The 26,322-nt window shown below is 71.9% G+C and carries 21 protein-coding genes; 8 read left to right on the forward strand and 13 right to left on the reverse strand.

Going from position 1 to position 26,322, the window contains the following annotated elements; all coding sequences use genetic code 11:
• Nucleotides 1–12: 12 nt before the first annotated feature.
• Nucleotides 13–2,331 (reverse strand): helix-turn-helix domain-containing protein, encoded by a 2,319-nt coding sequence (locus AB0E94_RS15010; RefSeq protein WP_360326423.1) that lies wholly within the window; start codon nt 2,329–2,331, stop codon nt 13–15.
• A 189-nt stretch (nt 2,332–2,520) separates the two neighbouring features.
• Between AB0E94_RS15010 and AB0E94_RS15015 the strand changes: the two genes are divergently transcribed.
• Nucleotides 2,521–2,925 (forward strand): DUF1801 domain-containing protein, encoded by a 405-nt coding sequence (locus tag AB0E94_RS15015; protein ID WP_360326424.1) that lies wholly within the window; start codon nt 2,521–2,523, stop codon nt 2,923–2,925.
• A gap of 40 nt (nt 2,926–2,965) precedes the next feature.
• Complete coding sequence (locus AB0E94_RS15020) at nt 2,966–3,460, forward strand: hypothetical protein (RefSeq protein ID WP_360326426.1); 495 nt, start codon at nt 2,966–2,968, stop codon at nt 3,458–3,460.
• 10 nt (nt 3,461–3,470) lie between these two features.
• Here the strand turns inward: AB0E94_RS15020 and AB0E94_RS15025 are convergent, their stop codons facing one another.
• Nucleotides 3,471–4,538: an LCP family protein gene (locus AB0E94_RS15025; protein WP_360326427.1), complete on the reverse strand. Its 1,068-nt coding sequence runs from the start codon at nt 4,536–4,538 to the stop codon at nt 3,471–3,473.
• A 153-nt stretch (nt 4,539–4,691) separates the two neighbouring features.
• Between AB0E94_RS15025 and AB0E94_RS15030 the strand changes: the two genes are divergently transcribed.
• The gene (locus AB0E94_RS15030) at nt 4,692–5,315 is read left to right on the forward strand and encodes a hypothetical protein (protein WP_360326429.1); all 624 of its coding nucleotides are present in this window, start codon (nt 4,692–4,694) and stop codon (nt 5,313–5,315) included.
• A 447-nt stretch (nt 5,316–5,762) separates the two neighbouring features.
• Here the strand turns inward: AB0E94_RS15030 and AB0E94_RS15035 are convergent, their stop codons facing one another.
• The gene (locus AB0E94_RS15035) at nt 5,763–6,878 is read right to left on the reverse strand and encodes a cytochrome P450 (RefSeq protein ID WP_360326431.1); all 1,116 of its coding nucleotides are present in this window, start codon (nt 6,876–6,878) and stop codon (nt 5,763–5,765) included.
• A 169-nt stretch (nt 6,879–7,047) separates the two neighbouring features.
• Complete coding sequence (gene eccCb / locus AB0E94_RS15040; RefSeq protein WP_360326433.1) at nt 7,048–10,473, reverse strand: type VII secretion protein EccCb; 3,426 nt, start codon at nt 10,471–10,473, stop codon at nt 7,048–7,050.
• Between the two features lie 274 nt (nt 10,474–10,747).
• Between eccCb and AB0E94_RS15045 the strand changes: the two genes are divergently transcribed.
• The gene (locus AB0E94_RS15045) at nt 10,748–12,286 is read left to right on the forward strand and encodes a plasmid pRiA4b ORF-3 family protein (protein WP_360326435.1); all 1,539 of its coding nucleotides are present in this window, start codon (nt 10,748–10,750) and stop codon (nt 12,284–12,286) included.
• A gap of 46 nt (nt 12,287–12,332) precedes the next feature.
• On the opposite strand, the gene AB0E94_RS15050 is transcribed toward AB0E94_RS15045, so the two are convergent.
• From AB0E94_RS15050 to AB0E94_RS15075, 6 genes are all read right to left on the reverse strand, one after another.
• Nucleotides 12,333–13,046, reverse strand: a complete 714-nt coding sequence (locus AB0E94_RS15050) for a cutinase family protein (RefSeq protein WP_360326437.1) — start codon at nt 13,044–13,046, stop codon at nt 12,333–12,335.
• Between the two features lie 105 nt (nt 13,047–13,151).
• Nucleotides 13,152–13,928 (reverse strand): amino acid ABC transporter ATP-binding protein, encoded by a 777-nt coding sequence (locus tag AB0E94_RS15055; protein ID WP_360326438.1) that lies wholly within the window; start codon nt 13,926–13,928, stop codon nt 13,152–13,154.
• On the reverse strand, nt 13,928–14,716 hold the full coding sequence (locus tag AB0E94_RS15060; protein WP_360326440.1) for an amino acid ABC transporter permease: 789 nt from the start codon (nt 14,714–14,716) through the stop codon (nt 13,928–13,930). Before AB0E94_RS15060 ends, AB0E94_RS15055 begins: the two co-directional genes overlap by 1 nt.
• 2 nt (nt 14,717–14,718) lie before the next feature.
• The gene (locus AB0E94_RS15065; RefSeq protein ID WP_360326441.1) at nt 14,719–15,531 is read right to left on the reverse strand and encodes a transporter substrate-binding domain-containing protein; all 813 of its coding nucleotides are present in this window, start codon (nt 15,529–15,531) and stop codon (nt 14,719–14,721) included.
• Nucleotides 15,532–15,593: 62 nt separating this feature from the next.
• On the reverse strand, nt 15,594–16,538 hold the full coding sequence (locus AB0E94_RS15070; RefSeq protein WP_360326443.1) for an NAD(P)-dependent alcohol dehydrogenase: 945 nt from the start codon (nt 16,536–16,538) through the stop codon (nt 15,594–15,596).
• Nucleotides 16,539–16,625: 87 nt separating this feature from the next.
• The gene (locus tag AB0E94_RS15075) at nt 16,626–17,723 is read right to left on the reverse strand and encodes a neprosin family prolyl endopeptidase (RefSeq protein ID WP_360326444.1); all 1,098 of its coding nucleotides are present in this window, start codon (nt 17,721–17,723) and stop codon (nt 16,626–16,628) included.
• Nucleotides 17,724–17,966: 243 nt separating this feature from the next.
• Here AB0E94_RS15075 and AB0E94_RS15080 point away from each other — a divergent pair, with 243 nt between their 5' ends.
• Both AB0E94_RS15080 and AB0E94_RS15085 read left to right on the forward strand, forming a co-directional pair.
• Nucleotides 17,967–18,263: a hypothetical protein gene (locus tag AB0E94_RS15080; RefSeq protein ID WP_360326446.1), complete on the forward strand. Its 297-nt coding sequence runs from the start codon at nt 17,967–17,969 to the stop codon at nt 18,261–18,263.
• 71 nt (nt 18,264–18,334) lie between these two features.
• Nucleotides 18,335–19,354, forward strand: coding sequence for a GDSL-type esterase/lipase family protein (locus tag AB0E94_RS15085; protein WP_360326448.1), 1,020 nt, complete (start codon nt 18,335–18,337; stop codon nt 19,352–19,354).
• Nucleotides 19,355–19,440: 86 nt separating this feature from the next.
• Here the strand turns inward: AB0E94_RS15085 and AB0E94_RS15090 are convergent, their stop codons facing one another.
• Nucleotides 19,441–20,997, reverse strand: a complete 1,557-nt coding sequence (locus AB0E94_RS15090) for a GGDEF domain-containing protein (RefSeq protein ID WP_360326450.1) — start codon at nt 20,995–20,997, stop codon at nt 19,441–19,443.
• Nucleotides 20,998–21,107: 110 nt separating this feature from the next.
• Entirely contained in the window at nt 21,108–21,593 is a 486-nt protein-coding gene (locus tag AB0E94_RS15095; protein WP_360326451.1) for a hypothetical protein, read from the reverse strand.
• Between the two features lie 117 nt (nt 21,594–21,710).
• Here AB0E94_RS15095 and AB0E94_RS15100 point away from each other — a divergent pair, with 117 nt between their 5' ends.
• Together AB0E94_RS15100 and AB0E94_RS15105 are read left to right on the forward strand one after the other, a co-directional pair.
• Nucleotides 21,711–22,511, forward strand: a complete 801-nt coding sequence (locus tag AB0E94_RS15100; protein ID WP_360326452.1) for an alpha/beta hydrolase — start codon at nt 21,711–21,713, stop codon at nt 22,509–22,511.
• Nucleotides 22,508–24,835: a BTAD domain-containing putative transcriptional regulator gene (locus AB0E94_RS15105; RefSeq protein WP_360326454.1), complete on the forward strand. Its 2,328-nt coding sequence runs from the start codon at nt 22,508–22,510 to the stop codon at nt 24,833–24,835. The genes AB0E94_RS15100 and AB0E94_RS15105 overlap by 4 nt, the downstream gene beginning before the upstream one ends.
• Here AB0E94_RS15105 and AB0E94_RS15110 read toward each other — a convergent pair.
• A complete protein-coding gene (locus AB0E94_RS15110) occupies nt 24,766–26,319 on the reverse strand; it encodes an alpha/beta fold hydrolase (protein WP_360326456.1) in 1,554 nt (517 codons plus the stop codon). The genes AB0E94_RS15105 and AB0E94_RS15110 overlap by 70 nt on opposite strands.
• Nucleotides 26,320–26,322: the final 3 nt, after the last annotated feature.

Below are 26,322 nucleotides of genomic sequence, written 5' to 3' on the forward strand. Positions count from 1 at the left end.
CCGTCCGGTACCTCACCCGTCCAGGCCACTCTCCCCCGGCGGACCCGTCCGTGTCGCCTCCGCCGCCAGCCGGGCCGTCTCGTCGTGGTCGCGGCGGCACTCGATCTCCAGCTGCGCCTCGGCGAGTGACTCCAGCAGCGCCAGCGCCCGCCGGTGCTGCTCCAGGGCGGCCGGGAAGTCGGCGGACTCCCGCAACGTGACGCCGATCTGGTTGTGGCACCAGGCCTGCTGATGCGGCAGCCGGTTCTCCCCGGCCAACCGCAGGGCCTCCTCCAGCGTGGCCATCTCACCTGTCGCGCGTCCGAGAGTGATCAGTCCGGTGATCCGCGCGGGGCCGTCGGCGAGATCCAGGGCCGCCCGCGCCAGACCGGCCGCGCCGTCCCGGTCGCCCCGCTGTAGCGTCACCCACCCGTCGAAGGCGAGCGCCTGCGATTCCCCGCCGCGGTTCCCGGTCCGCGCGAACAGCTCCCGCGCCTGCCGGAACCGCTCCCCCGCCTCGGCGAACCTCCCCAGATCCCGCAGAACGAACCCGGTCCGCAACGCGAGCGCCGCGTCGAGCTCCACCCCGGCCGGGGCGGCATCGCCCGGGGCGGTTGGTGCGGCTGCGGCCTCGTAGGCGGCGAGGGCGTCGGTCAGGCGCCCGGCGGCGGCGTGGGCGAAGCCCAGGTCGGCGAGCAGGGACGCCCGGCGGCGGGCCCGGCCGAGCCGTCCGGCGGCGTCGGCGGCCGTCGCCAGCAGGCGCACGTGATCCGCGGTGCCCCGATGCCGGAAGAACCAGACCCGCATCGCGGGCGGCAGATCGGCCACCACCTCGTCGTCCCCGAGGCGCACCGCGGTGTCGAAGGCGGCCACCAGATTGGGATACTCCGCGTCGAACCACTCCGGCGACGCCTCGCCCGCCACCGCGAGATAGTGCCGCAGCACCCGGCGTACCGCGGCGTCCGCCTCGGGCCCGTCCTCGGCGGCCAGGTCGGCGGCGTACTGCCGGATCAGATCGTGCAGCCGGTACCGCCCGGGCGACGTCTCCTGCACCAGGTGCGCGTCGACGAGCTCGTCGACGAGCTCCGCGCACCGCCCGGCCGGCAGCCCGGTGAGAGCGGCCGCCGCCGCGGCGCCGAAGTCGTCGCCCGGCAGCACCCCGAGCAGCCGGAACACCCGCCGCTGCACCTCGTCGAGCTGCCGCAGCGACATCCCGAACGCCGCGTCGAACCGGTTGGCCCCGTCCCGCAGCCGCTCGGCGAGCACCGCGACCGTCCAGCCGGGACGGTGCCGCAACCGGGCACCGGCCATCCGGAGCGCGAGCGGCAGCCCTCCGCACTGCGCGAGCACCTGCTGAACACCGTCGTCATCTGCGGACGCGACGAAAGGCCCAGCGGGCACGGCAGACCGGACGGCCGGCGCGGCGGACGAGGTGGCCGAGCCCGCGGACGGGACGGCCGGCGTTACGGACGGGGCGGTAGGCGCGGCGGACGAGGTGGCCGAGCCTGCGGACGGGACGGCCGGCGTTACGGACGGGACGGCCGGCGCGGCGGAGGGGACAGCGCCGGGGCGGGTGGTCAGGCCGGCGGCTCGGGCGAACAGGCGGGCCGCGTCCGGGCCGGCCAGCGGGGTCAGCGACACCGGCGGGACCGCGTCCAGGCTGATCAGGCGGTTGCGGCTGGTCAGCAGGACCGCGGATCGGCCGGCGCCGGGCAGCAACGGGCGCACCTGGTCGGCGTCGGCCGCGTTGTCGAGGACGACGAGCACCCGGCGGCGGGACAGTTCGGAACGCCACCGGGCGGCCCGGTCGTCGACGACCGCCGGCGGGTGGGTGACGTCGAGGGCGCCGAGCAACCGTTCCAGCGCGACCGCCGGCGCCAGCGGCTCATGACCCGGCGTGAAACCGTGCAGGTCCAGGTAGAGGCCGCCGTCCGGGTAGGCGGCGGCGACCCGGTGGGCGACGTGCACGGCGAGGCTGGTCTTGCCGACCCCGGCCATCCCGTCGACGGCGACCGACCCGGCGGTACGCAGCAGCTCCTCGGCGCGGGCGATCTCGCTCTCCCGGCCGGTGAAGTCGAACAGATCGGCCGGCAGGTCGTTGCGGCGCGGCGGCGGGGCGGCCCCGGCCTTCTCCGCTTCGGCCCAGATCGGGCGCAGCGGGCGCGGGTCACGGCCGACGGCCCGGCAGAGCGCGACGACGGCGTCCCACGGCGGGACGAGCCGGCCGGTCAGGTACCTCGACAACGACGAGCTGCTCAGGCCCGCCTTCGTGGCCAGGGCACGCAGGCTGAGGCCGCTCACGTCCTTGATCTGGGCGAGCTGGGACACCAGTCGCTCGTGCGGGCCGGCCACGTGCAACACCGTACCGTCCCGTCCCACGGCGCTCGTCCGGCCGTACATCTGTGCAGGTCAAGGGTTTGATCTTTGTCCCACGGTGTCCCACCGGCGGTGCCGGACCGGACCGGCCGGTGGTCCGATGGGCGCAGCGAAGAGACGAGCCGATTGCCGGCGGCTCACCGTGCCGATCCGAAGGGGAAGATCATGACCACGACGTACGAGGGTTTCACCGAGGCCGAGCGTGGCGCCATGAAGGAGCGCGCGAAGGAGCTGAAGAACGGCGCCAAGGAGTCCGAGGTGCTCGCGAAGATCGCCGAGATGACCGGAACCGATCGGGTGCTGGGCGAGCGGGTGCACACCCTGATCCGTGCGGCGGCGCCCGGCCTCACCCCGAAGCTGTGGTACGGGATGCCCGCCTACGCCCGCGACGGCAAGGTGGTCTGCTTCTTCCAGCCGGCGGCCAAGTTCAAGTCCCGGTACGCGATGCTCGGCTTCAGCGACGAGGCGCACCTCGACGACGGCGACATGTGGGCGACGTACTTCGCAATCACCGAACTCACCGACCGCGTGGCGGCCCGGGTCAGCGCGCTGGTCGGCAAGGCCGCCTGATCCACCCGGTCCGGTTGCCCGGCGCGGCTACGGTTTCGCCATGGCTTCTGTCTCCTACGGGCGCGCTGTGGCGCTCGCCGCCCTGCAAGCAGCGCTCAGCAGCACCTGGATCGCCGCGCGGGAACTCTCCCCGGCCAAGCGCCGCCTGGCCCGGCTCGGGACGGTCGCCGCGGTGGCCACCGTCGGCTGGGTCACCTCGCCGAAGGAGGAGGACGACGACGAGTTCGAGCCTGAGCTCGTCGTCGGTGACCGGCCGTTCCCGGTGTCCGAGCCGCAGCCGGTCTCCGAGAGCGAGCCCGCGATCCCGTTCGACAAGCGCAAGGCGGCGGTCGGGCTCGCCATGCTGGGGCTGACCGTGGCAGCCGTGGTCGGGCGTCGCCAGCTGGAGAAACGCTGGCTGGCCCGGCTCACCCGCAACGGCCACCCACATCCGACCCGGGCGCTGGCGGTCCGGGTCGGCGCGGTCGAGTTCGCCGGGCAGCTGGCCCTTCAGGTGGCCGACGCGCACCGCATCGCGGCCCGGTCCCGCGGCTGACCGTTCCGGTTCACTCGCCGGCGGCGCGCAGGATGCCCTCGACGTCGTCGCTCTTGACCGCGCCGTACAGCTCCTTGCCGATCTCCTCGTCGGGGAAGACCACGCTCTCGTTGCCGACCATGCCGGTGCCGATCGTGGGGTCGGTCAGGAAGCTGAGGTCACCGCTGCGCAGGCCGCTCATCTCGGTGGCCGTGTCGAAGATCGACAGGGTCTTGTCGACCGAGACGGCGTCGGCGGTGGCCTCCAGCAGGTCGGTGAGTTTCCCCGGGTTGGTGAGGGTGCCGGCGCTGACCGCCTTGTTCAGGACACCCTTGATCACCTGCTGCTGGTGGCGGATCCGGGCGAAGTCACCGTCGGCGAACTGCTTGCGCTGGCGGGCATAGTCGAGGGCGGTCTCGCCGTCCATGTGCTGCACCCCCAGCTTGAAGTGGCGGTGCGGCTCGTGGATCGAGGTGAACTCCTGCTGCACGTCGATGTCGACGCCGCCGACCGCGTCGACGATCTGCTGGAAACCGGCGAAGTCGATGATCGCCACATTGTCGATGCGGACACCTGTGTACTTCTCCACGGTCTGCACGACGAGCGGCACGCCACCCCACGCGTACGCCGCGTTGATCTTCGCCTCCCGGCCGCCGTGTCTGCCGTCGCTGCTCTTCGGCACGTTCACCCAGGTGTCCCGGGGGATCGAGATGAGCTGCGCGCTGGACCGGTCGGCTGGCAGATGAGCCAGGATGATCGTGTCGCTGCGGGAGCCGCCGGTGTTCTCCGGATCGCGGGAGTCACTGCCAAGCAGCAGGATGTTGCGGGCCTCGGTGACCGCCTTCTGCGGGCGCTCCTGCTCGGGCACACCCTCGAAGGCGTCGACCCGCTCGATGCCCTTCTCCACCGACTTGAGGTAGAAGCCCCCGGCCACGGTGCCGCCGACGCCGATCAGCGCGAGCACCAGCAGGCCGATCAGCACATAACGGAGGCGCTTGCTCGGCTTCTTGTGCTTGGCCGGCGCCTGCTCAGGCGCCTGCTCCGGCTCCGGTAGCGGGATCTTCTCGGTCTCCGCGTCGAAGGGCGGCGGGTTTGACATGGCGAGGACTATACGAGTGACCCTCACCTGCATCCAGCCGCTGATCCGGATCCGACCGGGCTTGGTGACGGTTTGTGACGAACACGACCGGTAGATGGCCGGGGAACGGCCGGTGGCCGGGGAACAGCCGGTAGGCCGCCGGGGAAACAGCCGGTGACGCCGGCGAGTGACGCCCTGCGGCACATCGAGGCGCCGGCCGCCCTGCTGCCCGACGCACAGCGCAGCGCTCACGCTTCCGGAGCCCGAGGCCTGCCCGTTACCCCCTTCCGCGATCTTGTCGACTTCGGCCACACCTGGACCGTCGAAGTCCACAAGATCGCGGAAGGGGTGGGCTTCGAACAGTCCGTCCCTCGTGAATCATGCACGTTTCCTCCCGCTTTCCGCGATCTTGCACGATTCTCCCGTCGGGTGTCCCCGGCGAGCCTTGTGGATCTTGCACGGTTCTCCGCGTCGGCAGATCTTGCACGGTTCTTCACGCTGGCCGCGATCTTGCATGTTTCTTCACGCTCGAGTTTCGCCATTTGTGAAGCGACATTGCAGGTCGGGGCGGCAGCCGAAGTGAATCACGCATTCGCCCTGGTCAGCGTCATCCCCAACGAACCCCGCAAGATCACCGCGAGGTCCTACGGCCTTGGACGGCCGTCCAGAGACGATGCCGGGAGCGGATCGCCGAGGGCGGGCCCGCCAGCCGCAGCGGTGGTCAGCGCACACGTTTACCTGGGCGCAGCGGTGGTCAGCGCACACGTTCGCCGATCGTGTGCGCCTGCTTCGCTCTGACGGGGACGGGCGCACACGTTGTGCCGTCCGTGTGCGCCCGTCGTCGTTGCGGCGAGGATGAAATCGCACATTGCCGCATTGTGTGCGCTGGTCGTCGCGCGCCGGCCGAATACCGGCGACCGCGTCTGGCGGCCGCGCGCTGGCGACCGGGCCGGGCCGAGCGCCGCCGACCGCGTCCAGCGGAAGGCCGACGACCAAGCCTTGCGACGACGGACACCGGTGCGCCGCCACCCGAACGATCCCCGAAATGGCGAAACTCGAGTTCACGTCTGGTGTGTTTTGTCGTGCAAGGTCTACTGCGCCGGGGAGACCTTGCAGCTTTCTTCCTGTTGGGGTGTGGAAAGGGCTGCAAGATCGGCGCGAGCATGGAGAACCGTGCAAGATCCGTGGGCAGTAAGCGGTGGGCGGTGAGGCCGTTGCCGGCAGGGTGTTGCGGCCGAGGAGACGTCAGTCGAAGCGGACCGGGAGGGTGGCCAAGCCCCGTGCTCGGAAGGACGGGCGCCACCGTAGGTCCTCGGCGGGGACGGCCAGGCGCAGGCGGGGGAAACGGGCCAGGACGGCGCCGATGGCGATCTCCAACTCGATCCGGGCCAGCGGCGCCGCCACGCAGTAGTGAATGCCGTGACCGAAACTCAGGTGCCCGGCGGCGCGCCCGGGGCGCACCTCGGCCGGCTCGGGGAAGACGGCCGGGTCACGATTGGCCGCCCCGGCCACCAGCAGCACCGACTCTCCGCGCGGCAGCACGACCCCGGACACCTCGACGTCCTCGACCGGGAACCGCCGCAGCAGGACGGTGGCCGGCGACTCGTACCGCAGCAGCTCTTCGACGTCGAGCGGAAGCCCCGGATTGCGCAACATGGCGAGGATGCCGGTGCCGATGGCATGCACGGTGTTCTCGTAGCCGGCGAGCAGCAGCAGGAACGCCAGCGACGTCAGCTCGTCCTCGTCGAGCCGGTCGCCGGCGTCGCGGGCGGCGATCAACGCGGACAGCATGTCGTCGGCGGGTTCGGCGCGTTTGGCTTCGATCAGCTGTTGCAGGTAGGCGTGGATGGCGCCGATCGCGCGGGCGGCCGCGGCCCGGTCGCCGGCCGGCGGCAGCAGCATCGTGTCGGTCCAGATCCGGAAGTCGTCGCGGTCCGCGGCCGGCACGCCGAGCAGGTCGGAGATGACGGCGACCGGCAGAGGGCCGGCGTAGTCCCGGATCAGGTCCGCTTCGCCGCTTGCGGCGATCCGGTCGAGCAATTCCCCGGCGGTACGGGCGACAGCCGGCCGAAGTCCGTCGACACGACGTGGGGTGAACGCCTGCGAGACCAGCCGCCGGATCCGGGTGTGGTGTGGCGGGTCCATGTTGAGCAGGTTCGCGTCGAGCGCCGGCGGCAGCGAGAACCCGCGCCAGCTGCCGTCGGAGTTGGCCTTGTCGACGGACAGCCGCGGGTCGGCGAGCAGCGCCCGGACGTCGGCGTAGCGGGTGACGAGCCAGACCGGGGAGCCGTCCGGAAGGGTGACCCGGCACGGCGGCGCGTTGTCCCGGAGCCGTTCGTGCAGGTCGCCGGCGACCGTCAAGGTGCTGCCTCCAGGAGATGCCCCCGACGGCGCCGAAGGACAGCGCCGACGGACAATGAGAAGGCCGGGCATCCACGGGGGAAGATGCCCGGCCTTTCACTGCAAATCGAACCACATGCATCACGGTTTGCGCTAGCGGAGCGCGCTTCTTTGATCGATTCCAGTCGCGCTATGCCATGACGTCGGGGTTGCTCCAGGCGGTCTGGATCAGGGTGACGTCGTCGCCGCCGCGCACCAGGTAGCCCCGGCCGGGAGGCTGCGGACCGGGCCGTACGCTGCCGAAGAGCCGGCCCTCGTCACGGTCGCCGGACATGATCAGCGCGGGCACGGCGAGTTCGCGGAGCCGGTGCAGCAGGGGCTCGTACATGGCCCGGCCGGCGCCACCGGCCCGCCGCGCGATGATCAGATGCAGTCCGATGTCGTGCGCGTAGGGCAGGAGCTCGGCCAGCCGGCCCAGCGGGTTGACGCCACCGGCGGCCACCAGGTCGTAGTCGTCGACCAGGATGTACAGCTCGGGGCCGCTCCACCAGCTGCGGTTGCGCAGCTGTTCGGCGGTGACGTCGGGGCCGGGCAGCCGCCGGGACATGGCGGCGTGGATCGACTCGATGTTGTCGGCCAGGTGCTGGCTGGTGGTGGCGTGCACGAGCAGGTGCTCGCCGTCGATCGCGCCGCGCAGGCCACGGCGGTAGTCGACGAGCACGAGACGCGCCTCGGCCAGCGAGTGGGTGGCGACGACGGCCCGGGCGATCAGGCGCAGCAGGTTCGTCTTGCCGCACTCGCCGTCGCCGAAGATCACCAGGTGCCGGTCGGTGATCGGGTCGAGCGCGACCGGGGCCAGGTTCGCCTCGTTCAGGCCGATCGGCAGGCCGGGGACGCCGACCAGGTCACCGGCCGGGATCAGGGCGGGCAGCAGGCGTACCCGGGGCGCCGGCTCGTCGGGCCAGGCGGCCTTGATCCGGCCGGTGAGGTCGGTGACGCCGTCGGTGATGTCGTCGACGTCGGCGGATCCGTCGATGCGGGGCAGCGCGGTGCGGAAGTGCCGCCGGTCGGGGGTCACGCCGCGGCCCGGGGACCAGGGCGGGACGTCGGCGGCGGTCCGGCGGTCGATCACCGATTCGCCGGCGTCGTCGAGGCGCAGCTCCAGCCGGGCGCCGAACAGCGGTTGCATGGCCGGGTGCAGTTCGCTCCACCGGTTCGCGGTGACGACCACGTGCACGCCGACGCCGGGGCCGCGCAGGGCCACCTCGACGATGGTCTGTTCCAGCTCCTCGAACTCGCGGCGCAGTGTCGCCCAGCCGTCGATGATCAGGAACACGTCGCCGTCCTCGTCGCCGGGGTCCGGCGTGGACCGTTCGTCGACCAGCGCCGTCACTTCGAGCACGACGCGGCGCACGGTGTCCCGGTCGGCGCGGGCGGCGACCCCGGACAGGTGCGGCAGGCCCTCGAAGGCGCGCAGTCCGCCGCCGCCGAAGTCGAGGCAGAAGAACCGCACCTCACGCGGGGTGTGGGTGAGCGCCAGCGCGCTGACCAGGGTGCGCAGCAGGGTGCTCTTGCCGGACTGCGGGCCACCGGCGACGGCCAGGTTGCCGACCTCCAGCACGTACGGGTCGCGGCGCTGCTCGAACGGCAGGTCGACGACACCGAGCGGCACCGTCAGCCGGTCGCGGGCGGTCCACTCGGTGGCGACCAGGCCGTAGCCGTCGATGACGCGCAGGTCACCGAGCAGGTCGGCGAGAGCCGGCGGGTCGGTGAGCGGCGGCAGCCACACCTGGTGGGCCGGTTCCGCGTCGCCGGCGAGCCGGTCGACGACCACGTCGACGACGGTGTGCAGCCGGTAGCCGTCGCTGTCGCTCTCGCCGGCCGGCGCGGAGACGTAGGTGGCGCGGAACGGCGTCAGCGGGCCGTCGCCCGCTTTCAGGAGGCCGGTTCCCGGCAGTTTCGGCAGGTCGTAGGCGTCGGGGACACCGAGCGCGAGGCGGCTTTCGGCGGCCGAGAAGGTGCGCAGGACGATCCGGTACGACAGGTGGGCGTCGAGGCCGCGCAGGCTGCCCTCCTCCAGGCGCTGCGTCGCCAGCAGCAGGTGTACGCCGAGCGCCGCCCCGGTCCGGCCGATCCGGGCGAACAGGTCGAGCAGGTCGGGTTTCTGCTGGATCAGCTCGGTGAACTCGTCGCAGATCACCAGCAGCCGGGGCAGTGTCACACCGTCGTCGAGGGCTGTCTGGCGGCGGGCCAGCTCGCCGTCGAGGGCGTCGCGCAGCCGGGCGACCGCCGACGGCTCCTCGTCGTACCCCAGGAGGCCGCCGACGTGCGGCAGCGTCTCGAAGGGGGTGAAGGCGGCGCCGCCCCGGTGGTCGACCAGGACCAGGTTGAAGTCCTCGGGTCGGTGCGTGACGGCCAGGGTGGTGACGACGGTACGCAGCAGCTCGGTCTTGCCGGAGCCGGTGGCGCCGACGATCAGGCCGTGCGGGCCCATCGTGTCCAGGTCGAGTTCGACGATGTCGCCGTCCGGGCCGGCGCCGAACGGGATCCGGGGCCCGGAGTGGGTCTTCCGGGCGACGGACGGGTCGAGGGTGGTCAGGTCGTCGAAGCCGAGCAGGTCGGGCAGCTCGTTGCGGAGCACCCGGCGGGGCGGCTCGGGGGTCGGCTCGGCCGGCGGGTCCGGCACCGGTTCGGGGGCCGGGCCGGGGGCGACGTCCGGGAGCGTGTCGTGCGGCGGATCGTCGAAGAAGGCGGGCGGGCCGGCCCGGAACGTCGGCGGTTCGTCACCGGCGAGGGCGTCCGGGAGCGGTGGCGGCCGGTCGATCGCCGTGTCGCCGGTGGGCGCGAGCCGGTTGAGGGCGATCTGCTGCGCCGTCTGCTCGGCCTGCATCGTGGTCAGGGCGTCCGGGCGGCCCAGCGTGGTGACCCAGAGACCGGTGTCGACGGTCAGCGACGACGGGGAGACGTCGAGCCGTAGCAGCGAGCGCGTGTCCTCGTACCATCGCGGATTCTGATCCTCCGCCGGCGGACCGGAAAGCTCGACCACCGTCATGTCGGCCGGGATCTCGGCGGGCCGTTCGGCGCCGTCGAGGACGACCACCAGTGGGGCGGCCCCGGCCGCCAGTGCCTGATCGAGTTCGGTCATGGTGTCGAAGACGAGCCGGCCGCCAGCCGGGCCGGTGTGGGTGTGCGGAAGCCACAGCACCCAGTCCCAGCCGGCGCGGCGCTCGGGGGCGGCGACCACGGCGATCCGGAGCTCGTCCGGGGCGTGCAGGGTGGCGAGCTGGCCGAGCAGGGCCCGGGCCAGGCCGGTGACCGGCTCCCGGTCGCCGCGCAGCAGCACCCGGCGAAACTCGCGCAGCCGCACCGCGACCGGCAGGCCGGGCAGTGGCCCGGCGCTGACCGGCGCGCTCTCCGGAATGATCGGGCCGGCCGGCAGCCGGTGGCCGTCGACGGCCACGCGGACCTCGGCGAAGTCGTCGTCGCCGGCCCGCCGCTCCCACATCCGGGGTGAGCCGGCCACCGACGCAAGCGCCTCCGGTTCCGGATGCCGCCACAGCAGGGCGGTCCGCTGCTGGGCGAGGAACCGCAGGTAGTCCCGCGATTCGAGCAGCATCTCCGCACCCGGTGGCGGAGGCCCCGCCTGACGTGGTGGCCGTCGGAACACCTCAGCACTCACCCTTGCGCCTCCCGCGAATCGACGCCCATCGTAAGTGCTGAGCAGCCGTCCCGCGCCCGCTCGGGCGGCCGAATACCGGCCGCCGAAAACCCCTGCCTGATCAGCGGCGGACAGCGGGGCCGGTTCGCGGGGACGGCCGCACAACCCGCTCGAGGGGAATCCTTCGAGTGGCGGTTTTGCGGTGGGTACCGCGGATCGGCAGACTGGCGGGATGAGCCGTGGAAGCCGACGCCCCGCCAAACGGAACACCAGCCGGGCCGGCCGCCGACCGGCCCTCGCCGTGGTCTCCGATGTGGACCAGGTCTGTGACTGCCCCGACTGCACCGGGGAGGGGCCCGGCCTCGAGCAGATGCTGTCCGACCTGGTCGACGAGGCCATTGATCTGGTGGAGGTCACCGATCCGCTCGACGCGGAGGTGGCCGGTGCGGTGTTCGTGGCGATGGGCCGGAGCGGCGACGACGGGACGGCGGCGCTGATCGAGGGCGTCATCCCGACGATCGAGAAGCGGGACACCCGTGCGGCGCTGGCTCTGCTCACCGCGATCGAGGCGGTGGCCGGGGACCGGTCCGGGCCGGTCACCGAGTCGGCGAGAGCTGCTGCGGCACGGCTGCGCGACGCCGGTGTCGTGCCACCGGCCTGGGCGGCGGAGGTCACCGAGCCGTGGACTGCGGGCCCGTTCAGCAGGCTGCACGACGCCCGGGACGGCATGGCGGTCCTGACCGGTGTCTTCGAGCGGGCCGGGCGCTCGCACGCGCTGGTGATCGCGGTCGATCACCAGGACTGCGGCGCCGCCGAGGAGATCTACGTGCTCGACGGCGCGGAGCTGCCGGCCGCGATCAGGGGGATCCAGCAGAGCGCGCGAGCCGACGGGGTGCACCTCAAGACGTCGAAACTGGGAGCGCCCGAGTTCCGCTGGTATGCCGAGCAGGCTCTGGAGGCTCGCGCCGTCCACGATGAGGAGGACGGGCCGGATCCGGACGGCGAGGACGGGCCGGACTACCCGTCGCTCGCGGTGCTGACCGAAAACCGGCTGGCGACGCTGCCGCCCGCTCGCCGGCCCCGCGGCGCGGTTGCCTCCGGGCACGGCGACGACCGTACCCCGATGGAGATGTTCCAGGAGTTCGCCGCCATGACAGGTGCTTTCGGGGGCCGTGTGCCGCCGCCGCCGAAGCTTCCGGTGAAGCGGAAGAAGTCGAACGGTCCGGCGCCCGCCTACCAGATCAAGGTGAGCCTGCGGGGTGCGAGACCGCCGATCTGGCGCCGGCTGCTGGTGCCCGGCGACATCACCCTCAACCGGCTGCATCAGGCGATCCTCGCCGCGTTCGGCTGGCACGGCGGGCACATGCACGTCTTCGACACCGACTACGGCCAGTTCGGCCGGGCCGACCGGGAGCTCGGGCACCGCTCGGACGGCCCGGTCACGCTGGAACAGGTGGCGCCGGAGGTCAAGGACCGGCTCGCCTACACCTACGACTTCGGCGACAACTGGGAGCACGAGATCGTGGTCGAGAAGACCGGGCCGGCCGAGCCGGGCGCCGCGTATCCGGTCTGCACCGGCGGGCGTCGTGCGGCCCCGCCCGACGACTGCGGCGGCATGTGGGGCTACCAGGAGCTGATCGAGGTGCTCGCCGACCCGCGTCATCCGGAGCACACGGACCGGCTGGAGTGGCTCGGCCTCGACGACGCGGGCCAGTTCGCTCCCGACTCGTTCGACCTCGGCCAGGTCAATCAGCGGCTCCGGGCCCGGTGACGAACCGGGCGGCGGCGGGGTCCACCGCCACCGCCCGGAACGGGGATCAGCCGAGCTTGCCGGCCGCGAACTCGGCGGCCTGCTGGACCGTTCCGTTGCGCGGGTAGGCCAGGTGGGCGGCGAAGTTGTTGCCGCCGCCGCAGACCGGGTCGCCGTTGTTGCAGAACTCCTTGGCCTTCGGGCCGAACTCGGCGCTGCTGCCGGCGATCGTGCGCCGTTGCAGGCCGAGCGGGTTGCCGAAGACGACCACGGCCGACACCCGGTCGGTGAGGTCGGCGTCGATCGCCTCGCCCGCCGTGCCGGCGCCGCGGATGCCCATCGCGATGTCGGTGACGCTGGCGCCCTGCGAGTAGCCGCCGATGACGAACCGGGTGTCCGGGCAGGCCGCCGCGACCTGCGCGATGTGCTGGCTCATGTTGGTGGCGCCGGGGCCGGCGCTGCGCTGGTTGCCCGCGGCCGCGTAGACGACGGCGAACGAGCTCACGCTCTGGCCGGGCAGCTCGCCGGCGAGCGCCTGGGCCAGCGGCCGGCCGACGATGCCGAGGCCCTGCGGCTCCCCGGTGCCGCGGGCGAAGACGAGCTGCACATCGGTGCAGCCGCCGTTGCCCGCGGCCGGTGCGGCCGCGTTGTTCCTGGAGCCGAAGAAGCCGAACCTCGTCGCGGCGAACGCCTGAGGCGTCACCAGTGCTCCTGCGACGACGACGGCCGCGCTGATCCCGAACAGCATGAACCGCCGGGAACGCTTACGTTGTGTGACCATTTGCCTCACCCTTTCCGCCATGGGCCTGCACCGAGGGGTACGGCGGGAGCTGGGAAAGAGGCTCAACGGCCGCCGCTGTGCGCGACGGCCGTCTCAGGATGGTCGTCACTCCTTGCGCTGGACGCCGATCTCGTTCTCACTGACCCGGGCCGGTTCGAGCACCCGGTGCAGGAAGGCGCGGGTGCGCTCCTCACGGGGTGTGCCGAACACGTCGGCGGGCGGCCCCTGCTCGACGACGACCCCACCGTCCATGAACACCACCCGGGACGCGACCTCGCGGGCGAACGCCATCTCGTGGGTGACCACGAGCATGGTCATGCCCTCGGCGGCGAGCCCGCGCATGACGGCCAGCACCTCGCCGACGAGTTCCGGGTCGAGCGCGCTGGTCGGCTCGTCGAAGAGCATCAGCTGCGGGTCCATGGCCAGGGCGCGGGCGATGGCGACCCGCTGCTGCTGGCCGCCGGACAGCTGCGCCGGGTAGGAGCCGGCCTTCTCCAGCAGGCCGACCCGGGACAGGTTGGCGGTGGCGATCCGGGCGGCCGCGGCACGGCTGCGCCTGAGGACCCGCCGCTGCGCGATCGTCACGTTCTCCCGCACGGTCAGGTGGCCGAACAGGTTGAACTGCTGGAACACCATGCCGATGCCACGGCGTACCGCGTCGATGTCGCAGTCCGGGTCGGTGACCTCGACGCCGGCTACCCGGATCGACCCGGAGGTCGGCTCCTCGAGCAGGTTGACGCAGCGCAGCAGGGTCGACTTGCCGGACCCGGACGGCCCGATGACGCAGACCACCTCGCCCGGCTCGACGGACAGGTCGATGCCGCGCAGCACCTCCAGCGCGCCGAACGACTTGTGCAGGCCGCTGATCTCGATGGTCGACATCACCTCTCCCCTCCGGCGCGGCGTTCCAGCCCGCGGACCAGCTGTGACAGCGGCAGCGTGATCGCCAGGTAGAGCAGTCCGGCGACGACCAGCGGGGTGGGGTTGACCCGGGTGTTGAGGGTGTCGCCGGCGAACTTGGTCAGTTCGATCGTGGTCGACGTGACGCCCAGCACGTACACCAGGGAGGTGTCCTTGGTCAGCAGGATGATCTCGTTGGTGAGCGGCGGGATGACGATCCGGAACGCCTGCGGCAGGATGATGGAGATCATCGCGCGCGGGTGCGACATGCCGAGGGTCCGGGCGGCCTCCAGCTGTCCCTTCGGGACGGCCTGGATGCCGGCGCGGATGGTCTCGGCCATGTAGGCGGCGGCGGTCAGGCCGAGGCCGACCGCCACCGATCCGTAGACGCCGCCGGGAATCTCCCGATCAGGAAACGCCAGCGGTACGCCGTACCCGACCATGAACAGCACGAGCAGGGCCGGCAGCCCCCGGAACAGCTCGATGTAGGCGGTCGCGAACCAGCGGTACGGCAGGATCGACGACAGGCGCATCAGCGCGAGCAGCAGCCCGAGCGTCAGGCCGAACACGAACGCCAGCAGCGTGTAGACGATCGTGTTCCACAGGGCGACGGTGATCGCCTCGGGGAACATGCTGCCGGCGATGTCGAGGCGCAGGAACGCGTCGGACAGCCGCCCCCAGTCGGCGGCGGCGGCCACTCCGGCGATGACCGCGGCGAACAGGACGTAGCCTGCGACCCGGAAGATCTGCCGCCGGCGTCGTGGACTCATGCTCATGCTGTGGGTTTGTCGCCGATCCAGGTGGTGTAGAGCTTGTCGTACGTACCATCCGATCTGGCTGTGGCGAGCGCCTCGTTGACCGCCTTGAGCAGCGCCGCATTGACCTTCTTGACGGCGAAGCCGTATTGCTCGCCGGTGTCGAACCCGGCGGCGACGGTGACCTTGCCCGGGTTGGCCTTGATGTACTCGTTCCAGACCGGCAGGTCGTTGACGGCGCCCTCGACCTGGTTGGTGGCGAGGGCCTGCTGGAGCGCGGCGAGGTCCTTGTAGGAGACCACCTCGACGTCGAGTTTCTTCTCCGCGACCTGGGCCTTGATGTAGTCCTCGCCGGTGGTGCCGCCCTGCACGCCGAGGCGTTTGCCGGCGAACTCCTCGAGCGTCTTGAGGGTGCTGCCGGTGACCACGGCGAGCGCCTGGGTGGCGTCGAAGTACGGGTCGGAGAAGTCGAGCACCTTCTTGCGCTCGTCGGTGATCGTCATGCCGGCCGCGGCGACGTCGCACTTGCCGGAGTTGAGGTCGGCGCCGGACTTGATGCCCTCGAACGGCGTGTCGACGATCTCCTGGGAGACGCCGAGTTTCGTGGCGACCAGGTCGATCAGCGCCACGTCGAAACCGACCACCTTGCCGCTCGCGTCCTTCGACTGGAACGGCGCGTACGGCAGGTGGGTGCAGGTGGTCAGCGCCCCGGTCTTGATCAGCGGCACCCCGGTCGCGGTGGTGCCGCCGGTGTCCTCCTTGGCGCAGCCGGCGATGGCCAGCGTCACGGCGGCCGCGAGAAGCGCCGCCCGTCGAGTGCGTCCCAGCATTTTTCGTCTCCCCGGCCATTCCCTATCGGACCAACAGAGAATAGTCCAATGTGGTCGACTTCTCAGGTTGCCGGGAGAATCACGATCTTTCCGAGCGCCTTTCCCTCGCCGACCCGGGTCAGCGCCTCGGGCACCTGGTCGAGGGTGAAGGTGCGGTCGACGTGCACGGCCAGGTCGCCCGCGACACAGCGGTCGGCGACCGGGGTGAAGTGTTCCGGGCCGCTCCGGACGGCCAGCACGCGGATCCGGCGGCCGGTGAACGGGCCGGCGGTCAGGACGCGCAGCAGGGTCCGGGTCGATCCGCCGACACAGCGATAACGGCCGCCGCGGGCCAGGGCCCGCCGGTAGGCGAAAACGGAGCGGTGGGCGACGAGATCGAGAATCAGATCGTACGGTCCGGTACGGGTGAAGTCGTCGCGCCGGTAGTCGAGGACGTGATCGGCGCCGACCGAGCGCATGAAGTCGAGTTTGCCCGCGTTGTCGACGCCCGTCACCTCGGCCCCGGCGTGCTTGGCCAGCTGGATGGCGAACGCCCCGGAGCCGCCGCCGGCGCCGTTGATCAGGACGCGCTGCCCGGGCCGGGCGCCGGCGACACCCTGCATGGCGATCACGCCGGCCTGCGGGATGGTCGACGCGGCGGCGAAGCCGAGTGCGGCCGGCTTGGCGGCGAGCGCCTGCTCGGGCGCGACGGCGTACTCGGCGAAGCCGCCCTTGAGCGCGAGGTTGTCGCCGTACACCTCGTCGCCCGGCTGGAACCGGGTGACGCCGGGCCCGACTGCTTCGACACGGCCGGCGATGTCCGAGCCGAGGACCGGGCGGGCCGGGGTGCGCAAGCCGCCGATCCGGGAGTAGAAGGGAGTGCCGAGCAGGGTCTCCCAGTCACTGAGGTTGACGCTGGTGGCGGCGACCCGGATCAGCACCTGCCCGGCAGCGGGGGCCGGGGTGGGGATCTCCTCGACACGCAGCAGATCGGGTGGTCCGTACCGGTCGTGGACGACGGCTCTCACCCGCTCGAAAGTAGCAAGGCCGCGCCCCTCCCGACCGGCCCCGATGCCCGCTCCCGGAATGGAGCGGGCATCGGTCCTCCGGCCGGGTCAGCAGGCGCCGGGACCGCCGTAGCGGAAGGTTCGGTTGCTCAGCTTGGCGACGTCGTAGTACGGGCTGGTGCTGCGGACGTACAGGTCGACGGCCGGGCCGTTGATGTAGCTGACGCTGCCGATCCGGGCCGCCGAGTTGTCCGAGGCGCCGTCCAGGCCGTTGCCCATGTCGGTGCAGGGCGCGAGGCTGATGCCGGCCACCTCGCCGAAGGCCTGGATCATGCCGCTCTGGGTGAAGTTGTTGCTCCAGATCGAGCCCGGGAAGTAGCCGACCCACTCGGTGTCGTAGGCGATCCACCAGGCTCCGTCGTAGTACTGGATGCCGAGCCGCTTGGTGGCGTTCTGCGGCAGGGTGTCGCCGGGGCTGACGTTCTGGCTGTACTGGACGAAGCCACAGGCGTTGTAGCAGGTGGGCACGCCGTTGACCCAGTGGTAGACGAACAGGTGGGGGTCGGAGTCGCCGTTGACCAGCCGGTCCACGGTCCAGCCGACCTCGACGACCTGGCTGCCGTTGCTGGACTGCACGGCCAGCTCGGCGAGGCTGTGGAAGTCGGTGAGGGCCAGGCTGGGCTTGGTGATGGTGAAGTTGGCATAGGCGCCTTCAGTAACCGCGGCCTGGGAACCGACGTTGTACGAGAAGAAGACGGTCGACAGGGGCAGCGCCCCGGCGGCCGTGGACATGGCCGGCGGCTTCGGGGGGATGATCTCGGTCGGCTCGGAACTCAGGACGCCGGTGCGGGTGGATTTCCCTTTCGGGGCGTACTCCCCCACCACCGGTGCGCCGTCGGAGTCGGGGGCTGCCGCGTCCAGGCCCCCCGAGCTGAGCTGCTGGCTGGTCGCGCCGTCGGCCCCGGTGTCGATCTCGGTCGGCACCTGCCCCCAGGGGAGTCTCGGGGGCGGGCTGAGTTCGGGTTCCTCCTGCGGGGCGTCCGCCTCTTGCGAGGCCTCCGGCTCCGCCGGCGCGGAGGATTCGGTGATCGGGGCCGGCTCCGGCACCTCTTCCGCCCCGGCGTTCAGGGTGGAGGCGAGCCCGATGGAGCCGACCACTACGGCGACCAGGGCGGCAGCGAGCGGTCCTCGGCGTGAATTCGACACGTGTCAGTCCTTGGATTTTGTCGGAAGCCGGAATCATTGTCTCGGCGGCGCGGGTCACCGTATAGCTTCCGCGCGTGGCTCTGGAATAGCCCGGGAAGCCTTCTTCGATGGTTTATTCGAATGGGTTAGTCCGAACCGACGAGCAATCTCGTAGGTCGCTAAGACTCACCTTCACCTGCGGCGATGAGATTTATTCGGGTCTGCCGTGACATTGCCTGACTGGGGCGAGGGTCGGCTTTCGGGATGACCCCTGACGAGCGATTACTGAAAGAGTCAACACGGCTTACGGTTCTTTCCAACCATTCCCCCGCTCCCGCCGAGGAAGGCAGCCGTACCGTGAAGGTCATCACCGCCGTCATCCGCTGGATTCGCCGCCGGCGCGCCGCCGCCCCGATTCCCGCGCGACCGGACCCACTGCCGGTGCCGGTGGCCGCCGCGCCGGCGCCCGGACCGTCGAAAGCCACCTACCGGGCGAACTCGGCCGCGCACCGCCTGTCCTCGGCGCGCTCGGCCGACCACAGGTTCCCCGCCATGCATTGATTGACATCAATTGATCCGCGAGCGACGATACGACCACCTGAATGGGAGCGTTCCCATCGGAAGGGGTCGTCATGCGAGGTCGTCTGCGCGGAGCCATGCTGATCGCCGCGGCACTCACCGGCGGCCTGCTCACCCCAGCCGCACCGGCCCGGGCCGCGGCAGGTGACGGCACGCCCGGCGACACCAACATCAGCTTCGTCGGGCGCTGGAACACCACAAACGCCTCGGCCTACGTGCCGTACTGGGCCGGGGCGTACCTACGGGTCGGCTTCACCGGCCGAACCGTCAAGCTGAAGCAGCGCAACACCATCGACCTGTGGGCCTCGATCGACGGCGGGCCGTACACCGCCTACAAGGGCGCCGGCACGATCAACCTGACACCCACGGCGCTGGCCGCCGGCAACCACACGCTGATCGTCAGCTACCGGCAGGTGGCCGGCTCGTACACCGGCGACGCCGTCTTCCAGGGCCTGACCCTGGACGCGGGCGCCACCACCTACAAGGCGCCGGCCCGCACGAAGCTCATCGAGTTCGTCGGCGACTCGATCACCGCCGGCACGACCAGCAGCCAGCTCGCGGTCACCGGCTACGGCTTCAAGACCGGCGAGAAGCTCGGCCACAATCACACCCAGATCTCGATCGGCGGCATGTGCCTGTCCGAGACGACCGACGGCTGCTGGGCGCACGAGACCCGCTACTGGATGGCCAGCGGCGGCCAGGCCGGCACCACCGCCTGGGATTTCAGCCGCTACACGGCCGACGCCGTGGTGATCAACCTGGGCACCAACGACCGCAGCCACGGCGTGACCGGGCCCGACTTCCAGGCGAAGTACACCACCTTCCTCACCCGGATCCGCCAGAAGTTCCCGAACGCCAAAATCTTCGCGCTGCGCACGTTCATCGGCCGGTACGCAGCCGAGACCCAGGCCGCCGTACAGTCGCGCAACACGGCCGGCGACGCCGCGGTGTTCTACGTGGACACCACGGGCTGGCTGCCCTCCGACGGTTTGAGCGACTCGGTGCACCCCAACGACAAGGGCCACCAGGCGATCACCGACCGGCTGGCCCCGGTGATCAGCGCAAGGCTGTAAACGGAGACCGCGAGCCGTCGCTCAGCACTGGAATCCGGCCCGCATTACCTGGCTCAGCGACGGCTGGCGGCCGGGCCGCCGGCCGATCAGGCTGCGGCGGCGGCCAACTGGTCTCGGCCGGAGCGTTTCGCCACGTAAAGGTGCGCGTCCGCGCGGTCGTAGAGGTCACGCCCAGGCTCGCCGGGGCGGCACGCGGCCAGCCCCATGCTGAGGGTGACCCGCAGCCCCGGCATGATCGTGTTCCAGTCGCGGGCCTGAATGACCCGCCGGATCCGCTCGGCCACCTTCCGGGCCTCGGCCTCACCGGTGGCCAGGAACAGCGCGAACTCGTCACCGCCGAACCGGATCGCCACCTCGTCCTGCCGGCAGTGCGAGCGCAGCACCGCCGCGATCTCGCCGAGCACCCGGTCCCCGACGCCGTGCGAGTACCTGTCGTTGATGTCCTTGAAGTGATCGACGTCGATGAGCAGGAGGGTTCCGCCGTCGACGACGGTGTTGATCCGGCGATCGAACATCCGCCGGTTGCCGAGCCCGGTCAGCGCGTCCGACGCGGCGGCGAGGTCGGCCGAGGTCCGGGCCGCCTCGAGTTCGACCCGGCGGTACGCCTGCCGCAGCATGGTGCGCCGGTCGAGCCGCAGCTGCCACAGGGCCTCGACGTGGGTGCGCAGCGCCTCGAGCATCGCCTGGGTCGCCTCACCGGGCACTTCCAGTGCGGCGGTGACCGCGAGCTCGTACTGGAAGAGAAGCCTTTCGGCTTTGAGGGCGGCCAGTTCCAGGCCGGCCCGGAATTCGCGGTGCGCGGCCTTCCACTGGCCGGTGGCCCGTAGGGCCAGCCCGTGCGCGAGGTGCAGCAGACGCGACTCGTGGTGCTGGCCGGCCGCCCGCATCTTCGGCAGGAGTTCGGCGACGACCGCGGTCGCCTCGTCGATCCGGCCGGTCTTGGCGTGGCAGACGGCGAGCAGCGCGACACCGAGCGGCGAGTCGATGCCCTCCTTGATCCAGAATTCCAGCACCGGCACACACCTGTTGACCAGACCGGCTGCTTCTTCGGTACGGCCGACCTGCTCCAGTCGCAGCGCCCACTCCAGCCACAGTTCGGTGTGGGTGAGCTCGGCCCCGGATTTGTACAGCACGTCGGGTGAGTCGAACGAGTCGAGGCTGCGGCGCATCGCGTCGTCGGCCAGCTCGAACAGGTCGGCGCTGCGGGCCGCCTCGCCCAGCGACGACATCGCCGAGAAGTAGCGGGGCCCCTTGCTGGGCGCCACGTCGAGCAGGGTCATCGCCCGGGCCACGTGGTGCAGCCCGTCGTCGATCCGGCCGAGGTGGATCAGCACCCGCGCGACGTCGGCCAGGATCTTGGCGTCGGTCGCCCGCGGGCCGCCGAGCTCGTCCTGGTCGGCGATCAGCTCCTCACCGATCTGCAGCGCCTCGTCGAGGCGGCCCATCGCGTTCAACGCGTACATCCGTCCCAGCCGGCTGATCCGGTGGGTGCGCCGGTCGCCGAGCGCCAGCAGGATCGCCTCCGCCTCGTCGGCGGCGGTCAGCGTCTCCGCGTGGTGGCCCCGGATGGTCAGGTCATGCACGTGCAGCGCAAGCCCGGCGTAGGGGCCGTACGGCGACACCAGCACCGGCAGGCGGTTCATCGGCAGGCCCCTTTTCCCATGGCCCTACCGTCGGCCGCCGGGGCCGGGATGTGAGATGTCCGGCCGTGCTCAGCGGCTGCGGAGCCGCCGGAGGCCCGTCGAGGCCAGGATCAGCTGAGGCGGGTCCCGTGCGACGGCGCCTCGTGCGGGAACTCCCCGTTCGCGAGCCCGGCCGGGCCGACCCGGTCGTTCTGGTAGCGCAGCTCCTCGGACGCCGGTTCCCAGCGCGCGACCAGCCCGAACAGCACCACCGTGTCCAGGGCGATCATCAGCAGCGTCCAGAACGGGTACGCGCCGATCGTCACAACCTGAGCGACCGCGTGCAGGCTGATCACGATGACCGCGGCGTACCGGGCCCAGGTCCGGCCGGCGAGCAGGAATCCGCCGACGGTGAGCATCACGCCTCCGAAGATCACCAGAGCCCAGCCCCAGGAGGTGATGTCCACCAGCACGAACGCATCAGGGGTGGCGATCACCCGTTCGTCGTCGAGCAGCGCCACCATGCCCTGGAGAATGTTGATCAGACTGTTCACGACCATGATCACGGCGGCGAAGGCGATCCATCCCGCCCACGCCCTGCTTCGTTCCTCAGCCATAGCGGGCCTCCCGTCCGGCCACCATGCTGGCCCGGCCGTGACGGCCGGCGGACCACCCCGGGCGGATGACCGGCGGGCTCCAGAGTTCGTCAACTCGCGTCCGGCATGATCGGATCCGTGTCGCGTTCGGAGAGCCGTCAGGTCGTACGGGTAGGTGATGTCGCCCTCGTCTGTCACGTGCGCGGCCGGGGCCCCCGCTGTGTGGCGCACCCGGCCGGCCCCGGCATGCACTGGGAGTACCTGCGGATGCCGCTGGCCGAACGTGACCACACGATGATCTACGTGGAGCCGGCCGGCACCGGCGACTCCGGCGAGTTGCCCGCCTACGACCTGGACACCTACGTCGAACACCTGGACGCGGTGGTCCGGGCGTTCGCCGGCGAGCCGGTCTTCGTGCTCGGGCACGGGCACGGCGGGTTCATCACCCAGAGCTACCTGGCGGGCCGCCCGGCGGAGGTGGCCGGGCTGATCCTCTACTCGACCGGGCCGGTGGCCGACGCGCAGATGCTGGCCCAGGCCCGGTGGAACCTGCACCGCGACACCGTCGAGGACGTGCACGACGAGGCGTCGGCGACCCGGCGGCTGCGGGCGGTGCTGCCCTCGCACTTCGCCGACTACCAGCGGCGGGAGGCCGAGTTCGCGCCGGTGGTGGCCGGGGTCAGGTGCTGGCCGCGGCCCGCGTCCGACTTCGCCGCCGTCGACCTGCGCGGGCGGCTCGCGTCGATCGAGGCGCCGGCGCTGATCCTGGCCGGGGCCCGGGACGTGGTGTTCGGGCCGGACGCGGCCGCCGTGCTGCGGGCCGGGCTGCCCGACGCGCGGGTGGCGATCTTCGAGAACAGCGGGCGGTTCGCGCACCTCGAGGAGGCCCAGCGGTTCGCCCATCTGCTGAAGGAGTTCACGAACCGGGTGACCGGGTGACCGGTCGGGGTCCGCGCCTGCAGATCATGGGGCCGCTGCGGGTGTGGCGCGACGGAGTGGAGCTCGACGATCTCGGGCCGCGCCAGCAACGCTGCCTGCTCGCGGTGCTGCTCGCGCGGGCCGGGCATCCGGTCAGCATGTCCGACCTGATGGCGTCGATCTGGGGCTTCGACGCCCCGCCCAGCGCGGTCAACGTCATCCACAAGTACGTGGGCGCGCTCCGGCGACTGCTCGAACCGGAACTCGCGCTGCGTACTCCCGGCTCCTATCTTCTGCGCGGCACCAGCGGATACCGCTTCGCGGCCGGCCCGGAAACGCTGGATCTCGCGGAGTTCCGCGACCTGGTCGCCGCCGGCCGGGCGGCCACCGGGACGCCGGAGGAGGCGCTGGAGAGATACGCGGCGGCGCTGCGGCTCGGCCGCGGGCCGGCCGGGGAGACGCTGGCCGACAGTGTCGGGGCGGCGGCCGCGTTCGCAGCCATCGACGGCGAGTTCGTCGAGGCCGCGGTCGCGGCGGCGGACATCGCGATCCGGTTGCGGCGCCCGGAGACGGTGCTGGCGCCGCTGCGGCTCGCGGCCGCGATGGGCCCGCTCAACGAACTGGCGCACGCGCGGCTGATCACCACGCTCGCGATGGCCGGCCATCCGGCCGAGGCGCTGGCCACCTACCGGGCGATCCGGGAACGGCTCGCCGAAGACCTGGGCATCGACCCCGGTCCGACTCTCGACGACGCTCACCGGCAGGTGCTCGGCCGGGAGACGACCCTTCCTGCGGTACGCCCGGCGCAGCTCCCACCTGACCTGCCGACCTTCGCGGGTCGCGGATCCGAGCTGGCTGCCCTGGACGCCCTGGTCGGCGCGATGTCCCGGGACGGCCGAACCGCGCCGCTGATCGTGGCCCTGGACGGCATGGGCGGAGTGGGCAAGTCGGCCCTCGCCGTGCACGCGGCCCACCGGCACGCGGCCCGGTTCGACGACGGGCAGCTCTACCTGGACCTGCGCGGCGACCAGGACGACGACGTGCTGGCCGGTGACGCCCTGGCCGCTCTGCTGTACGCCCTCGGCATGCCACCGGCCCGGATGCCCGGCACGTTCGACGCGCGGCTGGGCGCGTACCGGAGCCTGACCGCCGGCCGCCGGTTCCTGGTGCTGCTGGACAACGTGCACGATCCGGCCCAGGTCCGCCCGTTGCTCCCGAACTCCGCCGCCAGCCTGGTGCTCCTGACCAGCCGCCGCCCGCTGCTGGGGCTGGCCGCGTTCGACGGCGCCGACCTGCTGCACGTCGAGGTTCCCGACCCGGCCTCAGCCCGGGAACTCCTGCGGCGCCGCCTTCCGGCCGGCGCGACCGGGCCGGCGGTCGACGAGATCATCGAGCTGTGTGGACGGCTCCCCCTCGCGCTGGCGATCCTGGCCGCACGGCTGACCGCCCGTCCCGCGCTGTCGCTGGAGTCGGTGGCCGCCGATCTGCGCGACAGCGCCCGCCGGCTGGCGGTGTTCCCGGCCGGCACCGGGACACCGGACCCGCGGAGCGCATTCGCCTGGTCGTACCGGCAGCTCGGGCCGGGCGCGGCCCGGTTGTTCCGGCTGCTGTCGGTGTCCCTCAGCGCCGGGATCACCGAAGCCGCCTGCATCAGCCTGTCCGGCGGCGGCCCGGCACCGACCCGGGCCGAACTGGAGGAGCTGTCCGGAAGCGCGCTGATCGACGAGCACCCCGACGGCCGGTTCACCTGTCACGTCCTGGTGCGGGCCTATGCCGAGGAGCTCCTGCACACGATCGACGGCCCCACCGAACGCCGCGCCGCAACGACCCGTCTGCTCCAGCACTACCTGCGGGCCGGCCTCGCCGCGCAGGCGGCCCTGCTCACCGCCACCCCAACCCCGCCGGCCGTCGCTCACGCGGGTAATGCGTCGCCGACAACCGCGCCCAGCGACGGCTTGCGGTCCCGGCCCGCGAACGGCAGACCGCCAGCCGTCGCTCACCCGCCTATCGGCACCCCGATAACCGCGCCCAGCGACGGCTCACGGTCCCGGCCCGCGAACGGCAGACCGCCAGCCGTCGCTCACCCGCCTTTCGACCCCCCGATAACCGCGCCCAGCGACGGCTCGCGGGCTGGGGCCGCCTGGTTGGCCGAGCATCGGCTGGAGCTGGTGGAAGCGGTTCGGGTGGCGGCCGACCTCGGGGACCACGACACGGCCCGGAACCTGGCCGGGACGCTGCGGCACGTCGATGCCACCGACTGGGCGGAGGCCGAACGCTACGTGCGGGTCGCCGGCCAGTCCCGGCCGAGCGCGGCGGGAACGTCCAGCACCGCGCCGTCGGCGTAGTCGAACGTGAACTGTTCCTCCCCCAGCGCCTCGACGGCGGCGGTGCGGGCGCGGCCCAGCTCGACGGCGTCGTCCGGATCGGGCACCTGGCCCAGGACGGCGAAGGCGCTGTCGGTGAAACCGATCATCCGGGCCGCCCGGGAATGGTCGCCGTCGGCCGAGGCCAGCGCGGCGGCGGCGACGCCCAGGTAGGGGACGAAGGTGCGGTGGCCGTGCCGGAAGACGCGCTCGTGAACCTCGGCGAACAGCTCCCGGGCGAGATCGACGTCACCGCGGTGCAGCTCGGTGAAGGCCAGGTTGTAGGTCTCCGAATCGACCACGCCGGGCCGGCCCAGCTCGGTGTTGAGTTCGATGCTCGCCAGGTAGCGTTCGCGGGCCAGCTCGTAGTCGCCGGCGAGGCGGGCGACGGCGGCCAGCACGTGGCGGGGGCGTTCCTCCAGGGCCCGGTCGCCGGCGCGCAGCGCGACCTCCAAGGCGGCGCCCGCCAATTTCTCGGCGCGGGGCAGGTCGCCGGCGCGCAGGGCCAGGCGGGACAGCGCGTACCGGGCCTCGACCTCGCCCGCCGGTTCGCCGGACCGGGCGAGCTGCTCCTCGGCGAGACGCGTCACCTCGGCCGTGTCGCCACGGCGGAACGCGCCGCGTACCTCCTCGGGAAAGGTCAGCCGCCGGACCTCGGCGGCGAACGTCCCGGGCTCCTCGAGGTGGCCGAAGTGGCCGCTGTTCTCCAGGATCACCAGCCGCGATCCGGCGATGCCGGTGTGCAGCGCCGCCGCCCATTCCGGCCCGCAGATGAAGTCGTGCCGGCCGGTGATCACCAGCGTCGGCGCGGTGATCTCCGGCAGCCGCGGCCGGTGGTCGATCGCGGTCGTCCCGAAGTCGACGAGCCAGGTGCGCATGGCGTCGCGCAGTGGCTGGAACTCGGCGCGCCGGCCCCAGAAGTCGGCGAAGTAGACCGGCAGGCCGGCCCTCATCCGGGCGGTCTTGGCGGCGTCGGTCTCCGCCAGCAGCGGCGCCTCCAGGGCGGCTGCCGCGCCGGCCGCCTCCGGGACGTCCGGGTGACGCTGCGGGTACGCGGCCGCCTGACGGCTGCCGGCGGCCCAGAAGTCGTCGTCGGTGACCGGTGTCGAGCTGTACAGGACGAGGCCGGCGACCCGGTCCGGGTGGTCCAGGGCGTACTGCTGGGCGACCACCCCGCCGTGCGAATGACCGAAAAGGTACACCCGTGGCACGGCCAGGTGTTCGACCAGTTCGTGGAGCAGGCCGGCGTAGGTGCCGGCGTAGGTGGCGTGCTCCGGCAACGGGTCCGATGCGCCGGTGCCGGCCGGTTCCACGTACACCATGGTGAAGGTCTTCTCCAGCTGCGGAAACCGCAGATAGGAGTATTCGACTCCGGGTCCGCCGGGGTGGGCGATCATCACCGGGCCGTCGCCCGCGAGGTGGTACGCCAGCCGCGTGCCGCCGGCGGTGGAAAAGAATTCGGTCACGTT

The organism is Actinoplanes sp. NPDC026670 (genome assembly GCF_040638175.1).
Classification (GTDB): domain Bacteria; phylum Actinomycetota; class Actinomycetes; order Mycobacteriales; family Micromonosporaceae; genus Actinoplanes.

Bases quoted from the DNA above. Each gene is read 5' to 3' on its own strand.
- AB0E94_RS15015 (WP_360326424.1), top strand. From the start codon at position 2,521: ATGACCACGACGTACGAGGGTTTCACCGAGGCCGAGCGTGGCGCCATG.
- AB0E94_RS15020 (WP_360326426.1), top strand. From the start codon at position 2,966: ATGGCTTCTGTCTCCTACGGGCGCGCTGTGGCGCTCGCCGCCCTGCAA.
- AB0E94_RS15025 (WP_360326427.1), bottom strand. From the start codon at position 4,538: ATGTCAAACCCGCCGCCCTTCGACGCGGAGACCGAGAAGATCCCGCTA.
- eccCb (WP_360326433.1), bottom strand. From the start codon at position 10,473: ATGCTGCTCGAATCGCGGGACTACCTGCGGTTCCTCGCCCAGCAGCGG.
- AB0E94_RS15045 (WP_360326435.1), top strand. From the start codon at position 10,748: ATGAGCCGTGGAAGCCGACGCCCCGCCAAACGGAACACCAGCCGGGCC.
- AB0E94_RS15050 (WP_360326437.1), bottom strand. From the start codon at position 13,046: ATGGTCACACAACGTAAGCGTTCCCGGCGGTTCATGCTGTTCGGGATC.
- AB0E94_RS15055 (WP_360326438.1), bottom strand. From the start codon at position 13,928: ATGTCGACCATCGAGATCAGCGGCCTGCACAAGTCGTTCGGCGCGCTG.
- AB0E94_RS15060 (WP_360326440.1), bottom strand. From the start codon at position 14,716: ATGAGTCCACGACGCCGGCGGCAGATCTTCCGGGTCGCAGGCTACGTC.
- AB0E94_RS15065 (WP_360326441.1), bottom strand. From the start codon at position 15,531: ATGCTGGGACGCACTCGACGGGCGGCGCTTCTCGCGGCCGCCGTGACG.
- AB0E94_RS15080 (WP_360326446.1), top strand. From the start codon at position 17,967: ATGACCCCTGACGAGCGATTACTGAAAGAGTCAACACGGCTTACGGTT.
- AB0E94_RS15085 (WP_360326448.1), top strand. From the start codon at position 18,335: ATGCGAGGTCGTCTGCGCGGAGCCATGCTGATCGCCGCGGCACTCACC.
- AB0E94_RS15090 (WP_360326450.1), bottom strand. From the start codon at position 20,997: ATGAACCGCCTGCCGGTGCTGGTGTCGCCGTACGGCCCCTACGCCGGG.
- AB0E94_RS15095 (WP_360326451.1), bottom strand. From the start codon at position 21,593: ATGGCTGAGGAACGAAGCAGGGCGTGGGCGGGATGGATCGCCTTCGCC.